Origin of the sequence: Streptomyces sp. MNU76, from assembly GCF_020982545.1 — a bacterium.
Lineage (GTDB): Bacteria > Actinomycetota > Actinomycetes > Streptomycetales > Streptomycetaceae > Streptomyces.
In genome coordinates this window covers 365,615-382,393 of the sequence record NZ_JAJKLK010000024.1, presented here as the reverse complement: position 1 = coordinate 382,393, position 16,779 = coordinate 365,615, and the positions used below count along the sequence as shown (strand labels likewise).

The 16,779-nt window shown below is 70.8% G+C and carries 9 protein-coding genes and 3 pseudogenes; 6 read left to right on the top strand and 6 right to left on the bottom strand.

Features of this window, described 5'->3' with window-relative positions; genetic code table 11:
* The first annotated feature begins 9 nt into the window (after window positions 1-9).
* The 5 genes and pseudogenes from E4N62_RS39900 to E4N62_RS39880 all read left to right on the top strand — a co-directional run bounded on the left by E4N62_RS39900 (window position 10) and on the right by E4N62_RS39880 (window position 9,367).
* Window positions 10-738 (top strand): FMN-binding protein, encoded by a 729-nt coding sequence (locus E4N62_RS39900; RefSeq protein ID WP_230222584.1) that lies wholly within the window; start codon window positions 10-12, stop codon window positions 736-738.
* A gap of 4 nt (window positions 739-742) precedes the next feature.
* Window positions 743-1,465 (top strand): FAD:protein FMN transferase, encoded by a 723-nt coding sequence (locus E4N62_RS39895; RefSeq protein WP_230222582.1) that lies wholly within the window; start codon window positions 743-745, stop codon window positions 1,463-1,465.
* Between the two features lie 273 nt (window positions 1,466-1,738).
* A pseudogene (locus E4N62_RS39890) lies at window positions 1,739-2,661 on the top strand (N-acetyltransferase family protein).
* A 247-nt stretch (window positions 2,662-2,908) separates the two neighbouring features.
* Window positions 2,909-8,107 (top strand): family 43 glycosylhydrolase, encoded by a 5,199-nt coding sequence (locus tag E4N62_RS39885; RefSeq protein WP_230222580.1) that lies wholly within the window; start codon window positions 2,909-2,911, stop codon window positions 8,105-8,107.
* Between the two features lie 244 nt (window positions 8,108-8,351).
* Window positions 8,352-9,367, top strand: a pseudogene (locus E4N62_RS39880) (LLM class flavin-dependent oxidoreductase).
* Here the strand turns inward: E4N62_RS39880 and E4N62_RS39875 are convergent.
* From E4N62_RS39875 to E4N62_RS39850, 6 genes and pseudogenes are all read right to left on the bottom strand, one after another.
* Window positions 9,331-10,194 carry a 1-acyl-sn-glycerol-3-phosphate acyltransferase gene (locus tag E4N62_RS39875; RefSeq protein ID WP_230222578.1) on the bottom strand — a complete coding sequence of 288 codons (864 nt, stop codon included), beginning with the start codon at window positions 10,192-10,194 and terminating at the stop codon, window positions 9,331-9,333. The pseudogene E4N62_RS39880 and the gene E4N62_RS39875 overlap by 37 nt on opposite strands.
* A gap of 4 nt (window positions 10,195-10,198) precedes the next feature.
* Window positions 10,199-10,967: pseudogene (locus E4N62_RS39870) on the bottom strand (GNAT family N-acetyltransferase).
* Window positions 10,968-11,123: 156 nt separating this feature from the next.
* On the bottom strand, window positions 11,124-12,149 hold the full coding sequence (locus E4N62_RS39865; protein WP_230222576.1) for a hypothetical protein: 1,026 nt from the start codon (window positions 12,147-12,149) through the stop codon (window positions 11,124-11,126).
* A gap of 148 nt (window positions 12,150-12,297) precedes the next feature.
* Window positions 12,298-13,047, bottom strand: a complete 750-nt coding sequence (locus tag E4N62_RS39860; protein ID WP_230222574.1) for a succinate dehydrogenase/fumarate reductase iron-sulfur subunit — start codon at window positions 13,045-13,047, stop codon at window positions 12,298-12,300.
* Window positions 13,044-15,002, bottom strand: a complete 1,959-nt coding sequence (locus E4N62_RS39855; RefSeq protein WP_230222572.1) for a fumarate reductase/succinate dehydrogenase flavoprotein subunit — start codon at window positions 15,000-15,002, stop codon at window positions 13,044-13,046. Before E4N62_RS39855 ends, E4N62_RS39860 begins: the two co-directional genes overlap by 4 nt.
* A gap of 2 nt (window positions 15,003-15,004) precedes the next feature.
* Window positions 15,005-15,676 (bottom strand): succinate dehydrogenase, encoded by a 672-nt coding sequence (locus tag E4N62_RS39850; protein WP_230222889.1) that lies wholly within the window; start codon window positions 15,674-15,676, stop codon window positions 15,005-15,007.
* 156 nt (window positions 15,677-15,832) lie between these two features.
* On the opposite strand from E4N62_RS39850, the gene E4N62_RS39845 reads away from it, so the two are divergent.
* Window positions 15,833-16,717 carry a LysR family transcriptional regulator gene (locus E4N62_RS39845; protein ID WP_230222570.1) on the top strand — a complete coding sequence of 295 codons (885 nt, stop codon included), beginning with the start codon at window positions 15,833-15,835 and terminating at the stop codon, window positions 16,715-16,717.
* The last annotated feature ends 62 nt before the right edge of the window (window positions 16,718-16,779 follow it).

Below are 16,779 nucleotides of genomic sequence, written 5' to 3'. Positions count from 1 at the left end.
GACAGCACTGTGAAACGAGCCATACCCGCCCTGGTCCTGAGCGCCGCCGCGCTGGTGCCCGTCTGGCGTTACGCCCCCTCGACCGACACGACGTCCACGACGACGACCGCCGAACCCGCCCCGTCGGCCTCCGCGTCCACGTCGTCGGGCTCCACCGTGGTCACGGGCCCGACGATCGACACCGAGAAGGGACCCGTCCAGGTCCAGGCGACCTTCCGGGGCGAGAAGATCACCGCCGTGAAGTTCCTCCAGCAGCCGGACCATCCGCAGACCGAGGCCGCGGTGCCGGTGCTGATCGAGGAGACGCTCCAGGCGCAGAGCGCCGACATCGACACGGTCTCGGGCGCCACGATCACCAGTGACGCCTACCGGGAGTCCCTCCAGGCCGTGATCGACGAGAACGCGAAGTCGGCCTCGTCGTCCGACTCGGCCTCGGACGACTCGGCTTCGGACGACTCCGAGGCCACGAAGGAGAGCGCGAGCCGGACGGTCGCGGGCCCGACGGTCGGCACCTCCAAGGGCGACGTCCAGGTCCAGGTGACCTTCGAGGGCGAGAAGATCACCGCCGTGGAGATGCTGAAGCAGCCGAACCACCCGCAGACCGAGGCCGCCGTCCCGGTGCTGGTCAAGGAGACCCTGGCGGCACAGAGCGCCGACATCGACACCGTCTCCGGCGCCACCATCACCAGCGACGGCTACCGGGAGTCCCTCCAGGCCGCCATCGACGCGAAGGCCTGAGCCGGTGCGCCGCGTCGAACACATCATGGGGTTCCCGATCTCGCTGCTGATCGAGGACGAGGAGGCCACCGCCGAGGCGGCTGAGCCGGCGTTCGCCTGGCTGCGCGAGGTCGACGCGCGCTTCAGCCCCTTCCGCGCCGACAGCGAGGTGTCGCGGCTGGACCGGGGCGAGCTGGCACCGCACGAGCTGAGCCCGGACCTGACCGAGGTCCTCGCCCTGTGCGAGGAGTACCGGGTGGCGACGGGCGGCGCGTTCGACGTACGGCTGCCGGGGCGCGGGCTCGACCCCTGCGCCATGGTGAAGGGCTGGGCCGTGCAGCGGGCGGCGGAGATGCTGACCGGGCTGGGCGCGAAGCGCCTGTGCCTGAACGCGGGAGGCGACGTGGCGGCGACCGGCGGGCCGTGGCGGGTGGGGGTGCGCCACCCGGAGCGGGCGGACCGCCTCTGTGTGGTCCTGTCGGTCGCGGACGGCGCGGTCGCCACGTCCGCCAGGTACGAGCGCGGCGACCACATCCTCGACGGCCGCACCGGGCGCCCGGCGACGGGCCTGCTCAGCCTCACGGTGGTGGCGCCGACTCTCACCAAGGCCGACGCGACGGCGACGGCGGCGTTCGCGATGGGCGCGGAGGGGATCGAGTGGGCCGCGTCGAGGGAGGGGTGCGAGGTGTTCGCGGTCGATGCCCGCCACAGGGTGTTCCGGACGCCGGGGTTGCCGGTGGCGGCGTGAGGGTGAGGGTGCGGGTGTGAGCGCGCCTTGATAGCTCGGGGGTGCGGGTAGTTCGGCGACTGCGGCCAGTACATGGCTGATCGCGCAGTTCCCCGCGCCCCTTGAAGGGCCGGCCCCGGCTGCCACGGGCCCAGCGGCACCCTGTCAGCGGCAAGCGCCCCCACCCCGCCCGGCCAAAGCCCCGGGTGCCCTCGAAAATCCCGTTGCGACCGTGCCCCGCCCCCGGACAGTGGCCCCCATGACCACGACCCGCCCCACCCCCTCCCATCCGGCCTGACCGTACGCCCGGCGACGCTCGACGACGCCGAGGCCGTGTGCGCGCTGCTCAACGAGATCGACCTGCTGGAGATCGGCCGTGCCGAGACCGAACTCGTCGAGGTGCAGGCGGATCTGAAGCATCCGGAGGCGGACCTGGAGCGGGACTCCTGGCTGCTGTTCGAAGGGGACCGCCTGCTCGCGTACGGCCTGCAGTGGGACGAGTCCGGCGGTGAGCGCATCGACATGGACCACTACACGCTGCCGGACCAACCCCTCGGCGCGCTGCACCTGTTCGACCTGATGGAGGCCCGGGCGGCCGAGCGCGCGGCGGCCAACGGAGCGGACCGGGCCGTCGTGCACATGCACCTCAACATCACGCCCACGATGGACCTGGACGCGCTGCGCGGACGCGGCTGGCGCACGGTCCGCCGCTACAACGTCATGGCCCGGCCCCTCTCCCCGCCGAGCCCCTGCCGACGCCGCCTCCCGGCGTCACCCTGCGCACCTGTGCCACCGAGGACGACCGCAGGAAGGCGCACCGGCTGCTGCAGACGGCCTTCGCCGACCACTTCGACTTCCAGCCGCGCACGTACGAGCAGTGGCTGGACGACATCGACGCCGAGAACGTCGACTGGTCGCTGGTCTGGATCGCCCACGTCGACGGCGTCGGGGGCGTGGCGGCCCTGCGGTCCCGCAACGACCGTTCCGCCGCGGCCTGGATCTCCAGCATCGGCGTCCTGCGCGAGGCCCGCGGCCGCGGCCTCGGCAGCCTGCTGCTCCGCCACACCTTCGGCCACTACGCGGCCCTGGGCCGCGACCGCGTCAGCCTCGGCGTCGACACCGACAACAGCACCGGAGCCCTCGCCCTGTACGAACGGCACGGTATGCAGCGGGACTTCGCGGTCGACACGTGGGAATTGATACGCCCCGTCCGGTAAGCACCGCTCCCAGCGCCCCCGTTCTCCCCCGAGGACGGGGGCTCTTTGTTCGACCTGTCGGACATTGTTCGATACCTCTTGACGCCCCACCACGCGCCGATTGACACTCTCGCAACACGACGTCACACGGCCGAAACAGCGGGACACCCGGGGCGAGGGTTCCCGCCCTTTCCCGACCCCTCCCACTTGCGTTCCCGTTGTCTTCGCCACCCCTTCATCAGCCGTGCTCTCAGCAGGGATACTCCACATGACGTACATCGCACGTCTGCGCGGCGGCGCGAGACGCTGGGCGGGTCCGCTCGCCGGACTGACCGCCGCGTCACTGCTTCTGGGCCTGGCCGGGCCCGCCGCTCCGGCCACCGCGGACGACGCCGACCTCGCCGACGGTCTGGCCCTCTGGTACAAGCTCGACGCCACCTCCGGCACCACGGTCACCGACGCCTCCGGCAACGGCCGTGACGGCACGGTGAACGGCACCGCCGGCTGGACGGGCAACGGTCAGGGTCTCGCCTTCAACGGTTCGGACACCTACGTCAAGGTGCCGAACGACATCATGAAGGGCATGAACTCGATCAGCGTCTCCATGGACGTGCTGATGGACGAGTCGCAGGCCGGGCCGTACTTCATCTACGGCTTCGGCAACACCAGCAACGGCACGGGCGACGGCTACCTCTTCGCCACAGGCAACTCCCTGCGCACCGCCATAGCGTCCGGCAACTGGTCGACCGAGCAGAGCACCCGGCCCTCCGACTCGCACAACCTGACCCGTTCGGTGTGGAAGCAGCTCACCTACACCCAGACCGGCACCACGGGCGTGCTCTACGAGGACGGCGTGGAGGTCGGCCGCAACACCTCGGTCACCACCACCCCGGGTTCCATCGGCTCGGGCACGACGACCGCCAACCACATCGGCAAGTCGGTCTACACCGGCGACAAGCTCTTCAAGGGCAAGATCCGTGACTTCCGGGTCTACGACCGGGCCCTCGCCGGCTCCGAGGTCGAGCAGCTCTCGCTCCCCATCGCCGCGGAGGGCGTCGCCGCCGACAAGGCGGCCCTCACCCTGGGCGACACCAGCGCGGTGACCGCCGACCTGGACCTGCCGAAGACCGGCACGGCCGGCGGCTCGACCATCACCTGGGCGAGCGACAACACGGACGTGGTCTCGAACTCCGGCGCGGTGACCCGCCCCGCGGCCGGTCAGCCGGACGGCCACGCCACCCTGACGGCGACGCTGAAGAAGGGTCCCGCGAGCGCCACCAAGACCTTCGAGGTCACGGTCCTGCCCGCCTTCGACGACACGACCGCCGTCGACCAGGCCACCGAGGCGTTGACCGTGCACAACCTCGACGACGTGCGGGGGAACCTGACGCTCCCCACGTCCGGTGACTTCGCCACCAAGGTCGCCTGGTCCTCCGCGAACCCGGACGTCGTCTCCGCCGAGGGCGTGGTGAAGCGTCCCGCCGACGGCGACGGCGCCACCACCGTCGAGCTGACCGCGACCGTCACCAAGGGCGACGCGAAGAAGACCCGCTCCTTCACCGCGAAGGTGCCGGAGCTGCCGAAGAAGCAAGCCCTCAAGGGCTATATGTTCAGCTACTTCACCGGCGAGGGCACCTCGGACGGCGAGCAGCTCTACGCGGCCCTCAGCAAGGGCAACGACCCGCTGAAGTGGCGGGAGTTGAACGACGGCAAGCCGGTCCTGACGTCCACGCTGGGCGAGAAGGGCCTGCGCGACCCGTTCATCATCCGCTCTCCCGAGGGCGACAAGTTCTACCAGATCGCCACCGACCTCAAGATCTACGGCAACGGCGACTGGGACGCCTCGCAGCGCACCGGCAGCAAGTCCATCATGGTCTGGGAGTCGACCGACCTGGTGAACTGGACGAACCAGCGCCTGGTGAAGGTCTCCCCCGACTCGGCCGGCAACACCTGGGCCCCGGAGGCCTATTACGACGAGGAGCGCGGCGAGTACGTCGTGTTCTGGGCGTCCAAGCTGTACGACAACGAGGCCCACTCCGGCGACACGTACAACCGCATGATGTACGCGACGACCCGTGACTTCTACACGTTCAGCGAGCCCAAGGTCTGGATCGACCGCGGCTACTCGGTCATCGACTCCACGGTCATCCGGCACGACGGCGAGTACTTCCGCCTCTCCAAGGACGAGCGCAACAACAGTTCCTCCACGCCCAACAGCAAGTTCATCTTCGAGGAGAAGAGCGACTCGCTGCGCAACCTCTCCTGGACCGCCGTCGCCGAGGGCATCGGCAAGGGCGAGATGAGCGCCGCCGAGGGCCCGCTGGTGTTCAAGTCGAACACCGAGGAGAAGTGGTACGCGTTCCTGGACGAGTTCGGCGGGCGCGGCTACATCCCCTTCGAGACGACGGACCTGGCCTCCGGCGTCTGGACCCCGTCCACCGGCTACGACCTGCCGTCCAAGCCCCGGCACGGCACCGTGCTGCCGGTGACCCAGGCCGAGTACGACCGGCTGCTGCAGACCTACCAGCCGGACCAGATCATCACCGACGTCGAGGACGTCAAGGTCGAGACGCGTGTCGGTGACGCTCCTGTCCTGCCTGCCACCGTCATCGCCGAGACCGGCGACGGTGTGAAGCGGCCCGTCGCCGTCACCTGGGGGGCCGTGGACGCGTCGCAGTACGCGCAGGCCGGCACCTTCACGGTGAAGGGCGACATCGCGGGCGACTCGGCGATCGAGGTCACCGCGGAGGTCACGGTCTCCGCCGAGGGCCCCGACGTCCCCGCCGACCTGCTGCTGCGCTACGACTTCGACGAGACCGGCGGCAGCATCGCCCGTGACTCCAGCGGCCACGGTTACCACGGCACCTACGTCCGCACGCCCGACTTCGGGACCGGCGTGGACGGCGGCTCGTTCAAGATGTCCGGCGGCAACAGCGGCTCCGGCTCGCCGTACGTCAAGATCCCGAACGGCGTTCTGAAGGACACGAGCAGCGTCACCGTCTCCACATACGTGAAGTGGAAGGGCGGCGACAACTTCCAGTGGCTGTTCGGGCTCGGCCCCGACAGCGACAAGTACCTGTTCGCCACGCCGTCCAACGGCGGCGGCAAGCTGTTCTCCGCGATCACCAAGGCCACCTGGTCCGGTGAGAAGCAGATGATCGGCGGCTCCCGTCTCACCCCGGGCGAGTGGAAGCACCTCACCATCACCCTGAACGGCGCGACCGAGACGGCCGTCCTGTACGTGGACGGCGCCGAGGTCGCCCGGGTCGGCGGAGTCACCATCAAGCCGTCCGACCTGTACGACTCCGCGAAGGACCACTCCGGCTACATCGGCAAGTCCCTGTACTCCCCCGACCCGTACTTCGGCGGTGAGGTCGACGACTTCCGGATCTACAACCGGGCCCTGACGCCCGCCGAGGTCCTGGAGCTGGGCGGCAACACCACCGGCATCGCCGCGGTGACCCACCCGGCGCTCAAGACCGACGCGATCATCACCGACAAGGACAGCAAGGTCGTCCTGCCGCTCACCCCGGGCAGTGATGTCACCGCCCTGGCACCGGAGTTCACCCTGGCCCACGGCGCGAGCGTCAGCCCCGCCTCCGGCACCCTGCGCGACTTCAGCAAGCCGGTGACGTACGAGGTCACGGGCTCGGACGGGAAGAAGCGCACCTGGACCGTGTCGGCGGCGGTCATGAAGAGCCCGGTCCTGGCGGGTCTCAACGCCGACCCGAACATCGTCCGCTTCGGCGACACCTTCTACATCTACCCGACCACCGACGGCTTCGAGGGCTGGAGCGGTACGCAGTTCAAGGCATACTCCTCCAAGGACCTGGTCAACTGGACCGACCACGGCGTCATCCTGGACCTCGGTCCGGACGTCTCCTGGGCGGACAGCAGGGCCTGGGCGCCGGCCATGGAGGAGAAGAACGGCAAGTACTACTTCTACTTCTGCGCCGACGCGAACATCGGTGTCGCGGTCTCCGACTCGCCCACCGGCCCGTTCAAGGACGCGCTCGGCAAGCCGCTGCTGAAGGCCGGTACCCTCCCCGGCCAGATGATCGACCCGGCCGTCTTCACGGACGACGACGGAAAGTCGTACCTCTACTGGGGCAACGGCCGCGCCTATGTGGTCCCGCTGAACGAGGACATGGTGTCGTTCGACTCCACCAAGATCTCGGACATCACCCCCAGCGGCTACAACGAGGGCACCTTCGTCATCAAGCGCAAGGGCACCTACCACTTCATGTGGTCGGAGAACGACACCCGCGACGAGAACTACCGGGTCGCCTACGCCACCGGCTCCTCACCCACCGGTCCCTGGACCAAGCAGGGCGTGATCCTGGAGAAGGATCTCTCGCTCGGCATCAAGGGCCCCGGCCACCACTCGGTGGTCCACGTCCCGAACACGGACGACTGGTACATCGTCTACCACCGCTTCGCCATCCCCGGCGGTGACGGCACCCACCGCGAAACCACCATCGACAAGCTGGAGTTCGACGCCGACGGCCTGCTGAAGAAGGTCGTCCCGACCCTGGAGAGCATCGACCCGGTCACCATCGCCCGGGCCGGCGCGGACGCCTCCGGCAAGGAGGGCGCCAAGATCCAGCTGAACGGCACGGTCTCCGGCGCGGGCACCGCCCAGTGGACGATCGGCAACGACGTGCCCTGCGTCTTCGCCGACGCCAAGTCCGCGAAGACCACGGTCACCTGCGCCGACAACGGCACGTACAAGGTCACCCTGACCGGCGGCCGCAGCAGCGACACGGCGAAGGTGACCGTCACCAACGCGGCCCCGAAGATCACCTCCGCGACCGGCCCCAAGTCCCCGGTGGCGGCGGGCAAGGCCACCTCGGTCACGGCGAAGTTCACCGACCCGGGCACCCGCGACACCCACACCTGCAAGGTCGACTGGAAGGACGGCACCAAGCCCACCGCCGGCAAGATCTCCCTCGGTGTCTGCAAGGCGGCGCACACCTACCGCAAGGCCGGCATCTTCCGCCCGGTGATCACCGTCACCGACGACGACGGCGCCTCGGCGAGCAGCACGCTTTCCGAGCTGATCGTCTACGACCGGGCCGCGGGTTCCGCGACCGGAAAGGGCAGCTTCACCTCGTCGGCCGGGGCCTTCCCGGCGAGCCCGAAGCTGACCGGCACGGCCGGCTTCTCCTTCAACGCCAAGTACGGCAAGAACGCCACCAAGCCGTCCGGGAAGGCCGCGCTCGACTTCGCCAAGGCCAAGCTGAAGTTCCGCTCCACGGGCTCGGACTGGCTGGTCGTTACCGGCTCGAAGGCGGTCTACCAGGGCTCCGGCACGGTCAACGGGAAGACCGGGTACGCCTTCCGCATCACGGCCACGGACGGCCCGGACACCTTCAAGATCAAGATCTGGAAGAAGTCCACGGGGGCGGTCGTCTACGAGAACAAGTCGGCCGCGAAGACGAAGGGGATCACGATCGGTCGCAAGTGACCCGTTGTCCTGGCGACACCTGGAGCGAGCCGCGTCCGGTTTTTCCGGGCGCGGCTCGGTCTTGTGTGGGGGTGCGGGGGCGCGTCGCCGTCCGCAGGCCCGGTGGGGCTTCTCGCGCAGTTCCCCGCGCCCCTGGGTAACCCGGGCTCACCCCATGCTTTCAAGGGGCGCGGGGAACTGCGCGACCAACCACGACGCACCCGCACCCGCCGGGAATCCCCCCCCCCAGAACGTTGAACCCCATATGACCCCGGCCCTCCCCTCCACCGCCTCCACCCGCTTCTCCGTCCTCGACCGCTCCCGCACCCGCGAGAACCACCCCACCCCGAGGCCCTGCGGGACACCGTCCGGCTGGCAAAGGACGCGGAACGGCTCGGATTCCACCGCTTCTGGGTGTCGGAACACCACGGCGTCCCCGGAGTGGCCGGCTCCGCCCCCACCGTCCTGGCCGCGGCCGTGGCCGCCGCCACCCGTACCATCCGCGTGGGCACCGGAGGCGTCATGCTCCCCAACCACCGCCCCCTGATCGTCGCGGAGCAGTTCGGAGTCCTCGCGTCCCTGTTCCCGGGCCGGATCGACATGGGCCTCGGCCGCTCCGTCGGCTTCACGGAAGGCGTACGCCGGGCCCTCGGCCGGGACAAGGACGCCGCCGAAGCGGCCGACTTCGCGGGCCAGCTGGAGGAGCTGCTCTCCTGGTTCCGGGGCACCTCCCCGACCGGCGTGCACGCCCGCCCGTCGGAGGGCCTGACCGTCCCCCCGTTCGTGCTCGCGATGGGCGAGGGCGCCGACATCGCCGCGCGGGCGGGCCTGCCGATGGTGATCGGCGATCTCCGCGACCGCGAGCGGGTGCGACGCGGCATCGACCGCTACCGCGCGGGCTTCCGTCCGTCCGCGTGGGCCGAGGAGCCGTACGTCGTCGTCTCCGGCACGATCGCCGTCGCCGCCACCCCGGAGGAGGCGCACCGGATCCTGCTCCCCGAGGCCTGGGCCATGGCCCACTCCCGTACCCATGGCACGTTCCCGCCGCTCGCCCCGGCGGAGGAGGTCGAGCGGCGGACGATGACGGCCAGGGAGCGGGGCTTCTACGAGGCCGGGCTGACCGGTCAGGTGTACGGCACCGAGGAGCAGGTGACGCACGAACTGGAGTCGTTGATCAAGGAGACGGGCGCCCAGGAGGTCCTGGTGACGACCAGCACGTACGACCGCGAGGCGCTGCTGGACTCCTACACCAGGCTGGCCCGGATCGCGGGACTCGGCTGAGCGGGCAGGCACCCGCCGCTCACTTCGGGCACGTGCGCGACCATGGCCGCCACGTCGATCACCGCCGTCTGCGCGGCCCTCGCCAGCGCCCGCCGGTCGAGGTGGTCGGCCGGGCGGACGACGGGCCGTACGTCCACCTCGGCGACGACGTCGCGTGCCGTCACCACCCGCCACACGGAGGTGAGCAGCGCGTCGTCCCCGACGTAGGCGGGCGTGGTGCTCGGTCCGCCCCGGGCGAGCCGGTAGCGGACGCGGACCGGCTGCACGGGCACGTCGGCGTCGAGCGCGGCCTGGAACACGGCCCGCCGGAAGCGTCCCTGCCCGCGGCCGCACCAGGTGCTGCCCTCGGGGAAGGCGACGACGGCCGCACCACCGCGCAGGGCGTCGGCGATGCGGCTGACCGTGTCCGGCAGCGCGCGGATGCGGTCCCGCTCGATGAACAGCACTCCGCCGCGCGCGACGAGAGCGCCCACGACCGGCCACGCCCGGATGTCCGCCTTGGCGAGCATCCGCGCCGGACGCACCGCGCCGAGCAGGGGTATGTCCAGCCAGGAGACGTGGTTGGCGACGAGGAGAAGCCCGCTGGTGGGCGGGGCGGCGCCGGAGATCCGTACCCGCACCCCCGACGCCCGCACGACCCACCGGGACCATCGCCGTACGGCCCCGGCCGGGGGCCGCAGGCCGACCAGGCTCACCAGGACCCCGACGAGGACCAGGGCCACGACCGCCGCGAACCGGACGGCGGCCCGGGGCACGGCGGCGCGGGACGCCCTCGTCTCCACGCAGGCCCCCGGGGTGCAGGGCGCGCTCGGCAGCCAGACGCTCACCGGGTCACGCCGCCGGGACGAGGGAGAGGAAGTGGCGCAGGTAGCGGGCGTTGACCCGGCGCATCGACAGCAGCACGTAGAGGTCGGCGACGCCGAAGTCCGGGTCGTGCGCGGGCTCGCCGCAGACCCAGGCGCCGAGCCGCAGATAGCCGCGCAGCAGCGGCGGCAGCTCCGTGCGGGACGCGGGGGTCTCGTTGTTCGGGATCCAGGGCAGCAGCGGCCGTACCCGGTACTCCTCGGGCGCCAGGTGCTTGTCCCGCACCCGGTCCCAGGTGGCGGTGGCGAGCGTGCCGCCGTCGGCGAGGGGGATGGAGCAGCACCCGGCGAGCCACTCGTGGCCGCCGTCGAGCATGTAGCGGGCGATGCCGGCCCAGATGAGACCGATGACCGCGCCGTCCCGGTGGCCGGGGTGGACGCAGGAGCGGCCGACCTCCACCAGCCCGGGCCGGATGGCGTCGATCCGGCCGAGGTCGAACTCGCCCTCGGAGTACAGCCGTCCGGCGACGGCGGCCCGCTCGGGCGGCAGCAGCCGGTAGGTGCCGACGACCTGGCCGGTGAGGGTGTCGCGGACGAGGAGGTGGTCGCAGTAGGCGTCGAAGGGGTCGACGTCCAGCCCCGGCTGCGGGCCTGCCAGCAGGGCGCCCAGCTCTCCGGCGAACACGTCGTGCCGCAGCCGCTGCGCGGCGCGGACGTCCTCCCGCTGCGGGCCAGGGTGACGCGGTAACGGGTGGGGCGGCCGACTGGGGCGGGCTGTCGAGTGTGGAGGCGGTCATGGCATCTCCCGGTCACGGGCCGACTCGGCGGCGTCAGGGGCGGACCTGGGGACGTGCGGTCCGCCGCCCCAGTTCTTCCGATGCCGTCTGGCCTTCGTGTGACCGGTGGCGGGAGCCCGGATGTGCGCTTGCTGAACGGAACGGTCCCGGTGGACGTCACCTGGCCGGGGCGCAACCCCCGAGCCACGTGCGGGTTTCATCGGCGTCGAGGACCCGCTCCAGGACGAGTTCGCCCGTCATCCGGGGGAAGAACCGCCCGGCGGGCCAGCTCCGCTCGTACGGCGGCGGATCGAGCACCAGCAGCCGTACGCCCTCGACGACGGGGATGTCGCTGGGGGTGCCCTCGTTCCACACCCACTCTCCGCCGGGTGTGACGAGGTTGAAGGCCCCGGTCGTCGGTACCTGCCCGGGGGTGTCCCGGCACACGGCGACCTCCCTCTCGGACGGCGCCCGCCCGTCGACGTGCCCGCCGCCGACGAGCACCCCGGCGAGCAGGGTGTGGAGCTGGAAGTTGTCCCCGATGCCGCTCATCCGCATCGCGTACCCGGTGCCGCTGGGCCGGTGCAGCACCACCAGCGGCTCGTCGTCGAGCACGAGCAGGGCGTACGCGAGGCACTTGACGTCGTGCCCGGACGCCTCCTCCACGGTCCGCAGCGCCCGGGACACCCGTGCGCGGGTCTCGGCACCGAGGCCGGTCCGTACGGCGGGACGGTTGAGCAGGGCGACGGCCGCCATCTCCCAGCGCGGGAGCAGCCACCAGCCGAGGGCCGCCTCCATGCCGACCCGTTCGACGATCGAGGGGTCGGGGTCCCCGTGGTCGGGTTCGGGGAAGTCACCGCCGCCGGTGGCCGACCAGCGCTCGCAGAACTCCCCCGCGGCGCCGAGCGCCCAGTCGAGCCCGTGGAAGATCGCCGGCGCGCAGTCGGCCGGGTCGGCGCCCCGTTCGACGCAGGCGCCGATCACGATGGCGACCATGGTGTCGGGCCCGGCGGGCAGCTCCGGCAGCAACGCGACCAGCCGGGGCGCCGCCTGGGCGATCTCGTGCTCCGCCGCGCCCTCGAACCGCCGGTGCATCTCCTGGTACGCGCGCTGGATCCGGGCGCCGTCGCGCTCCCGCACAGCGGCGTCGAAGCCGGCGACGGCCTCCAGGAACCGCTGCCTCCCCCTCCGCCCGAACATCATGAGCGCAGCCTACCTACACAGAAAATCCAGACGGGGCCGGGACTGAGCACCACTCCCGACCCCGCCCGTCCGCACGATTCGGCGAACGTTCAGCGCCCCCGAAGGGGCGCGGGGGGCGCACCCCGCAATCGACAGGCACCCGACGGCGCTACCGCTTCCCGGCCTTCCTCGTGGCCCGCAACCACTCCTTGTTCATGCTCGTGATCGACACCAGAGGGATCCCCTTGGGACAAGCCGTGGCGCACTCACCGGCCAACGTGCACCCCCCGAACCCCTCGTCATCCATCTGCGCGACCATGTCCCGTACCCGCGTCTCCCGCTCGGGCGCCCCCTGCGGCAGCACGTTCAGGTGGTTGATCTTGGCCGAGGTGAACAGCATCGCCGCCCCGTTGGGACACGCGGCCACACACGCACCGCACCCGATGCACTCCGCGTGCTCGAACGCGAAGTCCGCGTCCGGCTTGGGCACCGCCGTGGCGTGCGCCTCCGGCGCGGCCCCGGTCGGCGCCGTGATGTACCCGCCGGCCTGGATGATCCGGTCGAACGCGGACCGGTCGACCACCAGGTCCTTGACCACCGGGAACGCCGACGCCCGCCACGGTTCCACATCGATCGTGTCGCCGTCCGAGAAGGAGCGCATGTGCAGCTGACAGGTCGTCGTCCGCTCCGGGCCGTGCGCGTCCCCGTTGATGACCAGCGAACACGCCCCGCAGATGCCCTCCCGGCAGTCGTGGTCGAAGGCCACCGGGTCCTCGCCGCGCAGGATGAGTTCCTCGTTGAGCGTGTCGAGCATCTCCAGGAAGGACATGTCGGGCGAGATGTCGTCCACCTCGTACGTGGACATGGCGCCGTCTGCGTCGGCGGCTCGCTGCCGCCATACGCGCAGGGTGAGCCTCATGCGTAGCTCCGCTGGGTGGGGTGGACGTACTCGAAGACGAGGTCTTCCTTGTGCAGGACGGGAGCCGAGCCCGTCCCCGTGAACTCCCAGGCGGCCGCGTACGAGAACTCCTCGTCCCGGCGCTCCGCCTCGCCGTCGGCCGTCTGGGACTCCTCGCGGAAGTGACCGCCGCACGACTCGCTCCGGTGCAGCGCGTCGAGGCACATCAGCTCGGCGAGTTCCAGGTAGTCGACGATCCGGTTGGCCTTCTCCAGCGACTGGTTGAACTCCTCGCCGGTTCCCGGCACCTTGATCCGCCGCCAGAACTCCTCACGGATCTGCGGGATCCGCTCCAGGGCCTTGCGCAGTCCGCCGTCGGTGCGGGCCATGCCGCAGAACTCCCACATCAGCTCGCCGAGTTCGCGGTGGAAGGAGTCGGGCGTACGGTCGCCGTCGACGGAGAGCAGCAGGTTCAGCCGGTCCTCCGTCTCGGCCAGCGCCTCCTGCACGACGGGGTGTTCACGGTCGATGCCGTCCTGGCCGGGGTGCCGGGCGAGATAGTCGTTGATGGTGGCCGGGAGCACGAAGTACCCGTCGGCGAGGCCCTGCATCAGCGCGGACGCGCCGAGCCGGTTGGCCCCGTGGTCGGAGAAGTTGGCCTCCCCGATCGCGAACAGGCCGGGGACGGTGGTCTGGAGGTCGTAGTCGACCCACAGTCCGCCCATCGTGTAGTGCACGGCCGGGTAGATCCGCATCGGCACCTCGTACGGATCCTCGTCGGTGATCCGCTGGTACATGTCGAAGAGGTTGCCGTACTTGGCCTCCACGGCCCCGCGCCCCATCCGCGCGATGGCGTCGGCGAAGTCCAGGTAGACACCCTGCCCGCCGGGGCCGACGCCGCGGCCCTCGTCGCAGACGTTCTTCGCGGCCCGGGAGGCGATGTCACGCGGGACGAGGTTGCCGAAGGAGGGGTAGATCCGCTCCAGGTAGTAGTCGCGCTCGTCCTCGGGGATCTTGTTCGCCGGACGGGTGTCGCCCTGGGCCTTCGGCACCCAGATCCGGCCGTCGTTGCGCAGCGACTCGCTCATCAGCGTCAGCTTCGACTGGTGGTCGCCGGTGCGCGGGATGCACGTCGGATGGATCTGGGTGAAGCACGGATTGGCGAACAGCGCGCCCCGCCGGTGCGCTCGCCACACGGCGGTCGCGTTGGAGTTCATGGCGTTGGTCGACAGATAGAAGACGTTGCCGTATCCGCCGCTCGCGAGCACCACGGCGTCGGCGAAGTACGTGTCGATCTTCCCCGTGATCAGATCCCGCGCGACGATCCCGCGTGCCCGCCCGTCGACGACGATCAGGTCGAGCATCTCGGTGCGGGGATGCATCTCCACGTTTCCGGCGGCGATCTGCCGGCTGAGGGCCTGGTAGGCGCCGAGCAGCAGTTGCTGTCCCGTCTGCCCCCGGGCGTAGAAGGTCCTGGACACCTGGACGCCGCCGAAGGAGCGGGTGTCGAGCAGACCTCCGTACTCCCGGGCGAACGGTACCCCCTGTGCCACGCACTGGTCGATGATCTCGACGGAGATCTGGGCGAGGCGGTGGACGTTCGACTCCCGCGCCCGGAAGTCGCCGCCCTTGACGGTGTCGTAGAACAGCCGGTGGACGGAGTCACCGTCGTTGCGGTAGTTCTTGGCGGCGTTGATGCCGCCCTGGGCGGCGATCGAGTGGGCGCGGCGCGGGGAGTCCTGGTAGCAGAACTGGACGACGTGGTAGCCCTGTTCGGCGAGCGTGGCACCGGCCGAGCCGCCGGCCAGACCCGTACCCACGACGATCACGGTGTGCTTGCGGCGGTTGGCGGGGTTGACCAGCTTCGCCTCGAAGCGGCGCCTGTCCCAGCGCTCGGCGATCGGGCCCTCGGGCGCCTTGCCGTCGACGACCGGGTCACCGGTCACGTAGTCCGCGTACTCGGAGGACGTGGTCATGGTCAGTTCACTACTCCGGTCATGACGGCGACGGGTACGGAGACGAAGCCCACGGTCAGCACCAGGGCCAGGACGTTCGCGGTGGTCTTCAGGGCGCGGTCGCGGGTGCGGCTGCCGGCGCCGAGGGTCTGCGCGGCGCTCCAGAAGCCGTGGCGGATGTGCAGGCCGAGCGCGAGCATCGCGACGAGGTAGATGACATTGCCGTACCAGGTGGAGAAGGTGTCGATCACGTTCTGGTACGGGTGTCCGGCCTCGAAGCCGCCCGGGTGGACGGTGCCGGTCGTCAGGTCGAGGATGTGCCAGACGATGAAGAGGCCGAGGACGACGCCGCCCCACCGCATGGTGCGGGTCGCGTAGCTCGCCCGGCGCTTCTTGTGGACGTAACCGGTCGACCGGGCCCGGAGGTCACGGCGGCTGAGCTGGTAGGCGGCCGTGGCGTGGGCGACGACCGCGGCGACGAGGACCACACGGACGAGCCACAGCGCCCACTCGTAGTGCAGGAAGGGCTCGCCGAGGGTGCGCAGCCAGTGCGCGTAGCCGTTGAACTCGTCGGAGCCGAAGAAGATCTTGAGGTTGCCGAGCATGTGGACGACCAGGTACGCCAGCATGATCAGTCCGCTGACGGCCATGACCGTCTTCTTGCCGAGGGAGCTGTCCCACGCCGAGCGCGCCAGGGGCGGTTTTCGTCCCCGCCGCTCCGCCCGTTCCGCCCGTTCCGTCCGCGTTGCCAGAGCCATGCACCTGACGCTAGAACCGCGCCACCCCATCGGTCCAAGACATGAAACAGCTCGTTTCGATAGTCGGAAACTATCGTCCCGTACAGTGGAGGGATGCAGTTCCAGCAGCTCCAGTACTTCGTGGCGGTGGCGGAGACCCGGCATTTCACCCGGGCCGCCGAGCTGGTCCATGTGGCGCAGCCGTCGCTGTCGCAGCAGGTCAAGGCGCTGGAGAGGGAGTTGGGGGCCGACCTCTTCCAGCGGGCTCGTGGCAACATCACGCTGACCGACGCCGGCGAGGCGCTGCTGCCGTTGGCCCGGCGCATCCTCGCCGACACGGACACCGCCCGGCACGAGGTGCAGGAGCTGGCACAGCTGCGGCGGGGCCGGGTCCGGCTGGGCGCGACCCCGAGCCTGTGCACCGGCCTGCTCCCGGACGTGCTGCGCGCCTTCCACGACCGCTACCCCGGCATCCGGCTGCTGATCGAGGAGGGCGGCTCCCACGACCTCGTACGCCAGCTCGCGCGCGGCGCGCTGGATCTGGCGCTGGTGGTCCTCCCACTGCCCACGCCCTCCCCCGCGCTCACCACGGTGGAACTGCTGCGCGAGGACCTGGTGGTGGTCTCCTCGCCCGACGCGCCCAGGCCCGGCAACGGCCGCCGTACCGTGCGCGTCCCCGATCTGGAGGGCGAGCGTCTGGTCATGTTCCGACACGGCTACGACCTGCGGGAACTCACCGTCGCCGCGTGCCGCACCGCGGGGTTCGAGCCGGACTTCGCGGTCGAGGGCGGGGAGATGGACGCGGTCCTCGGCTTCGTCCGGGCGGGCCTCGGGGTGGCCGTCGTCCCCCGCATGGTCGCCACGCGCTCCGGGCGGGGCCTCAGGGTCACCCCGCTGGCCCGGCCCGGCCTCCACCGCACGATCGCCCTGGCCCACCGCAGCGATGTGGCTCCGCCTCGGGCCGCGCGGGAGTTGCAGCGGATGTTGGTGGAGCGGTGAGCGCCGGCTGTCGGGCCCGGTCCCGCCGTCGGTGGTGCGCGCCGTTCGGGTCTGCGGGTGCG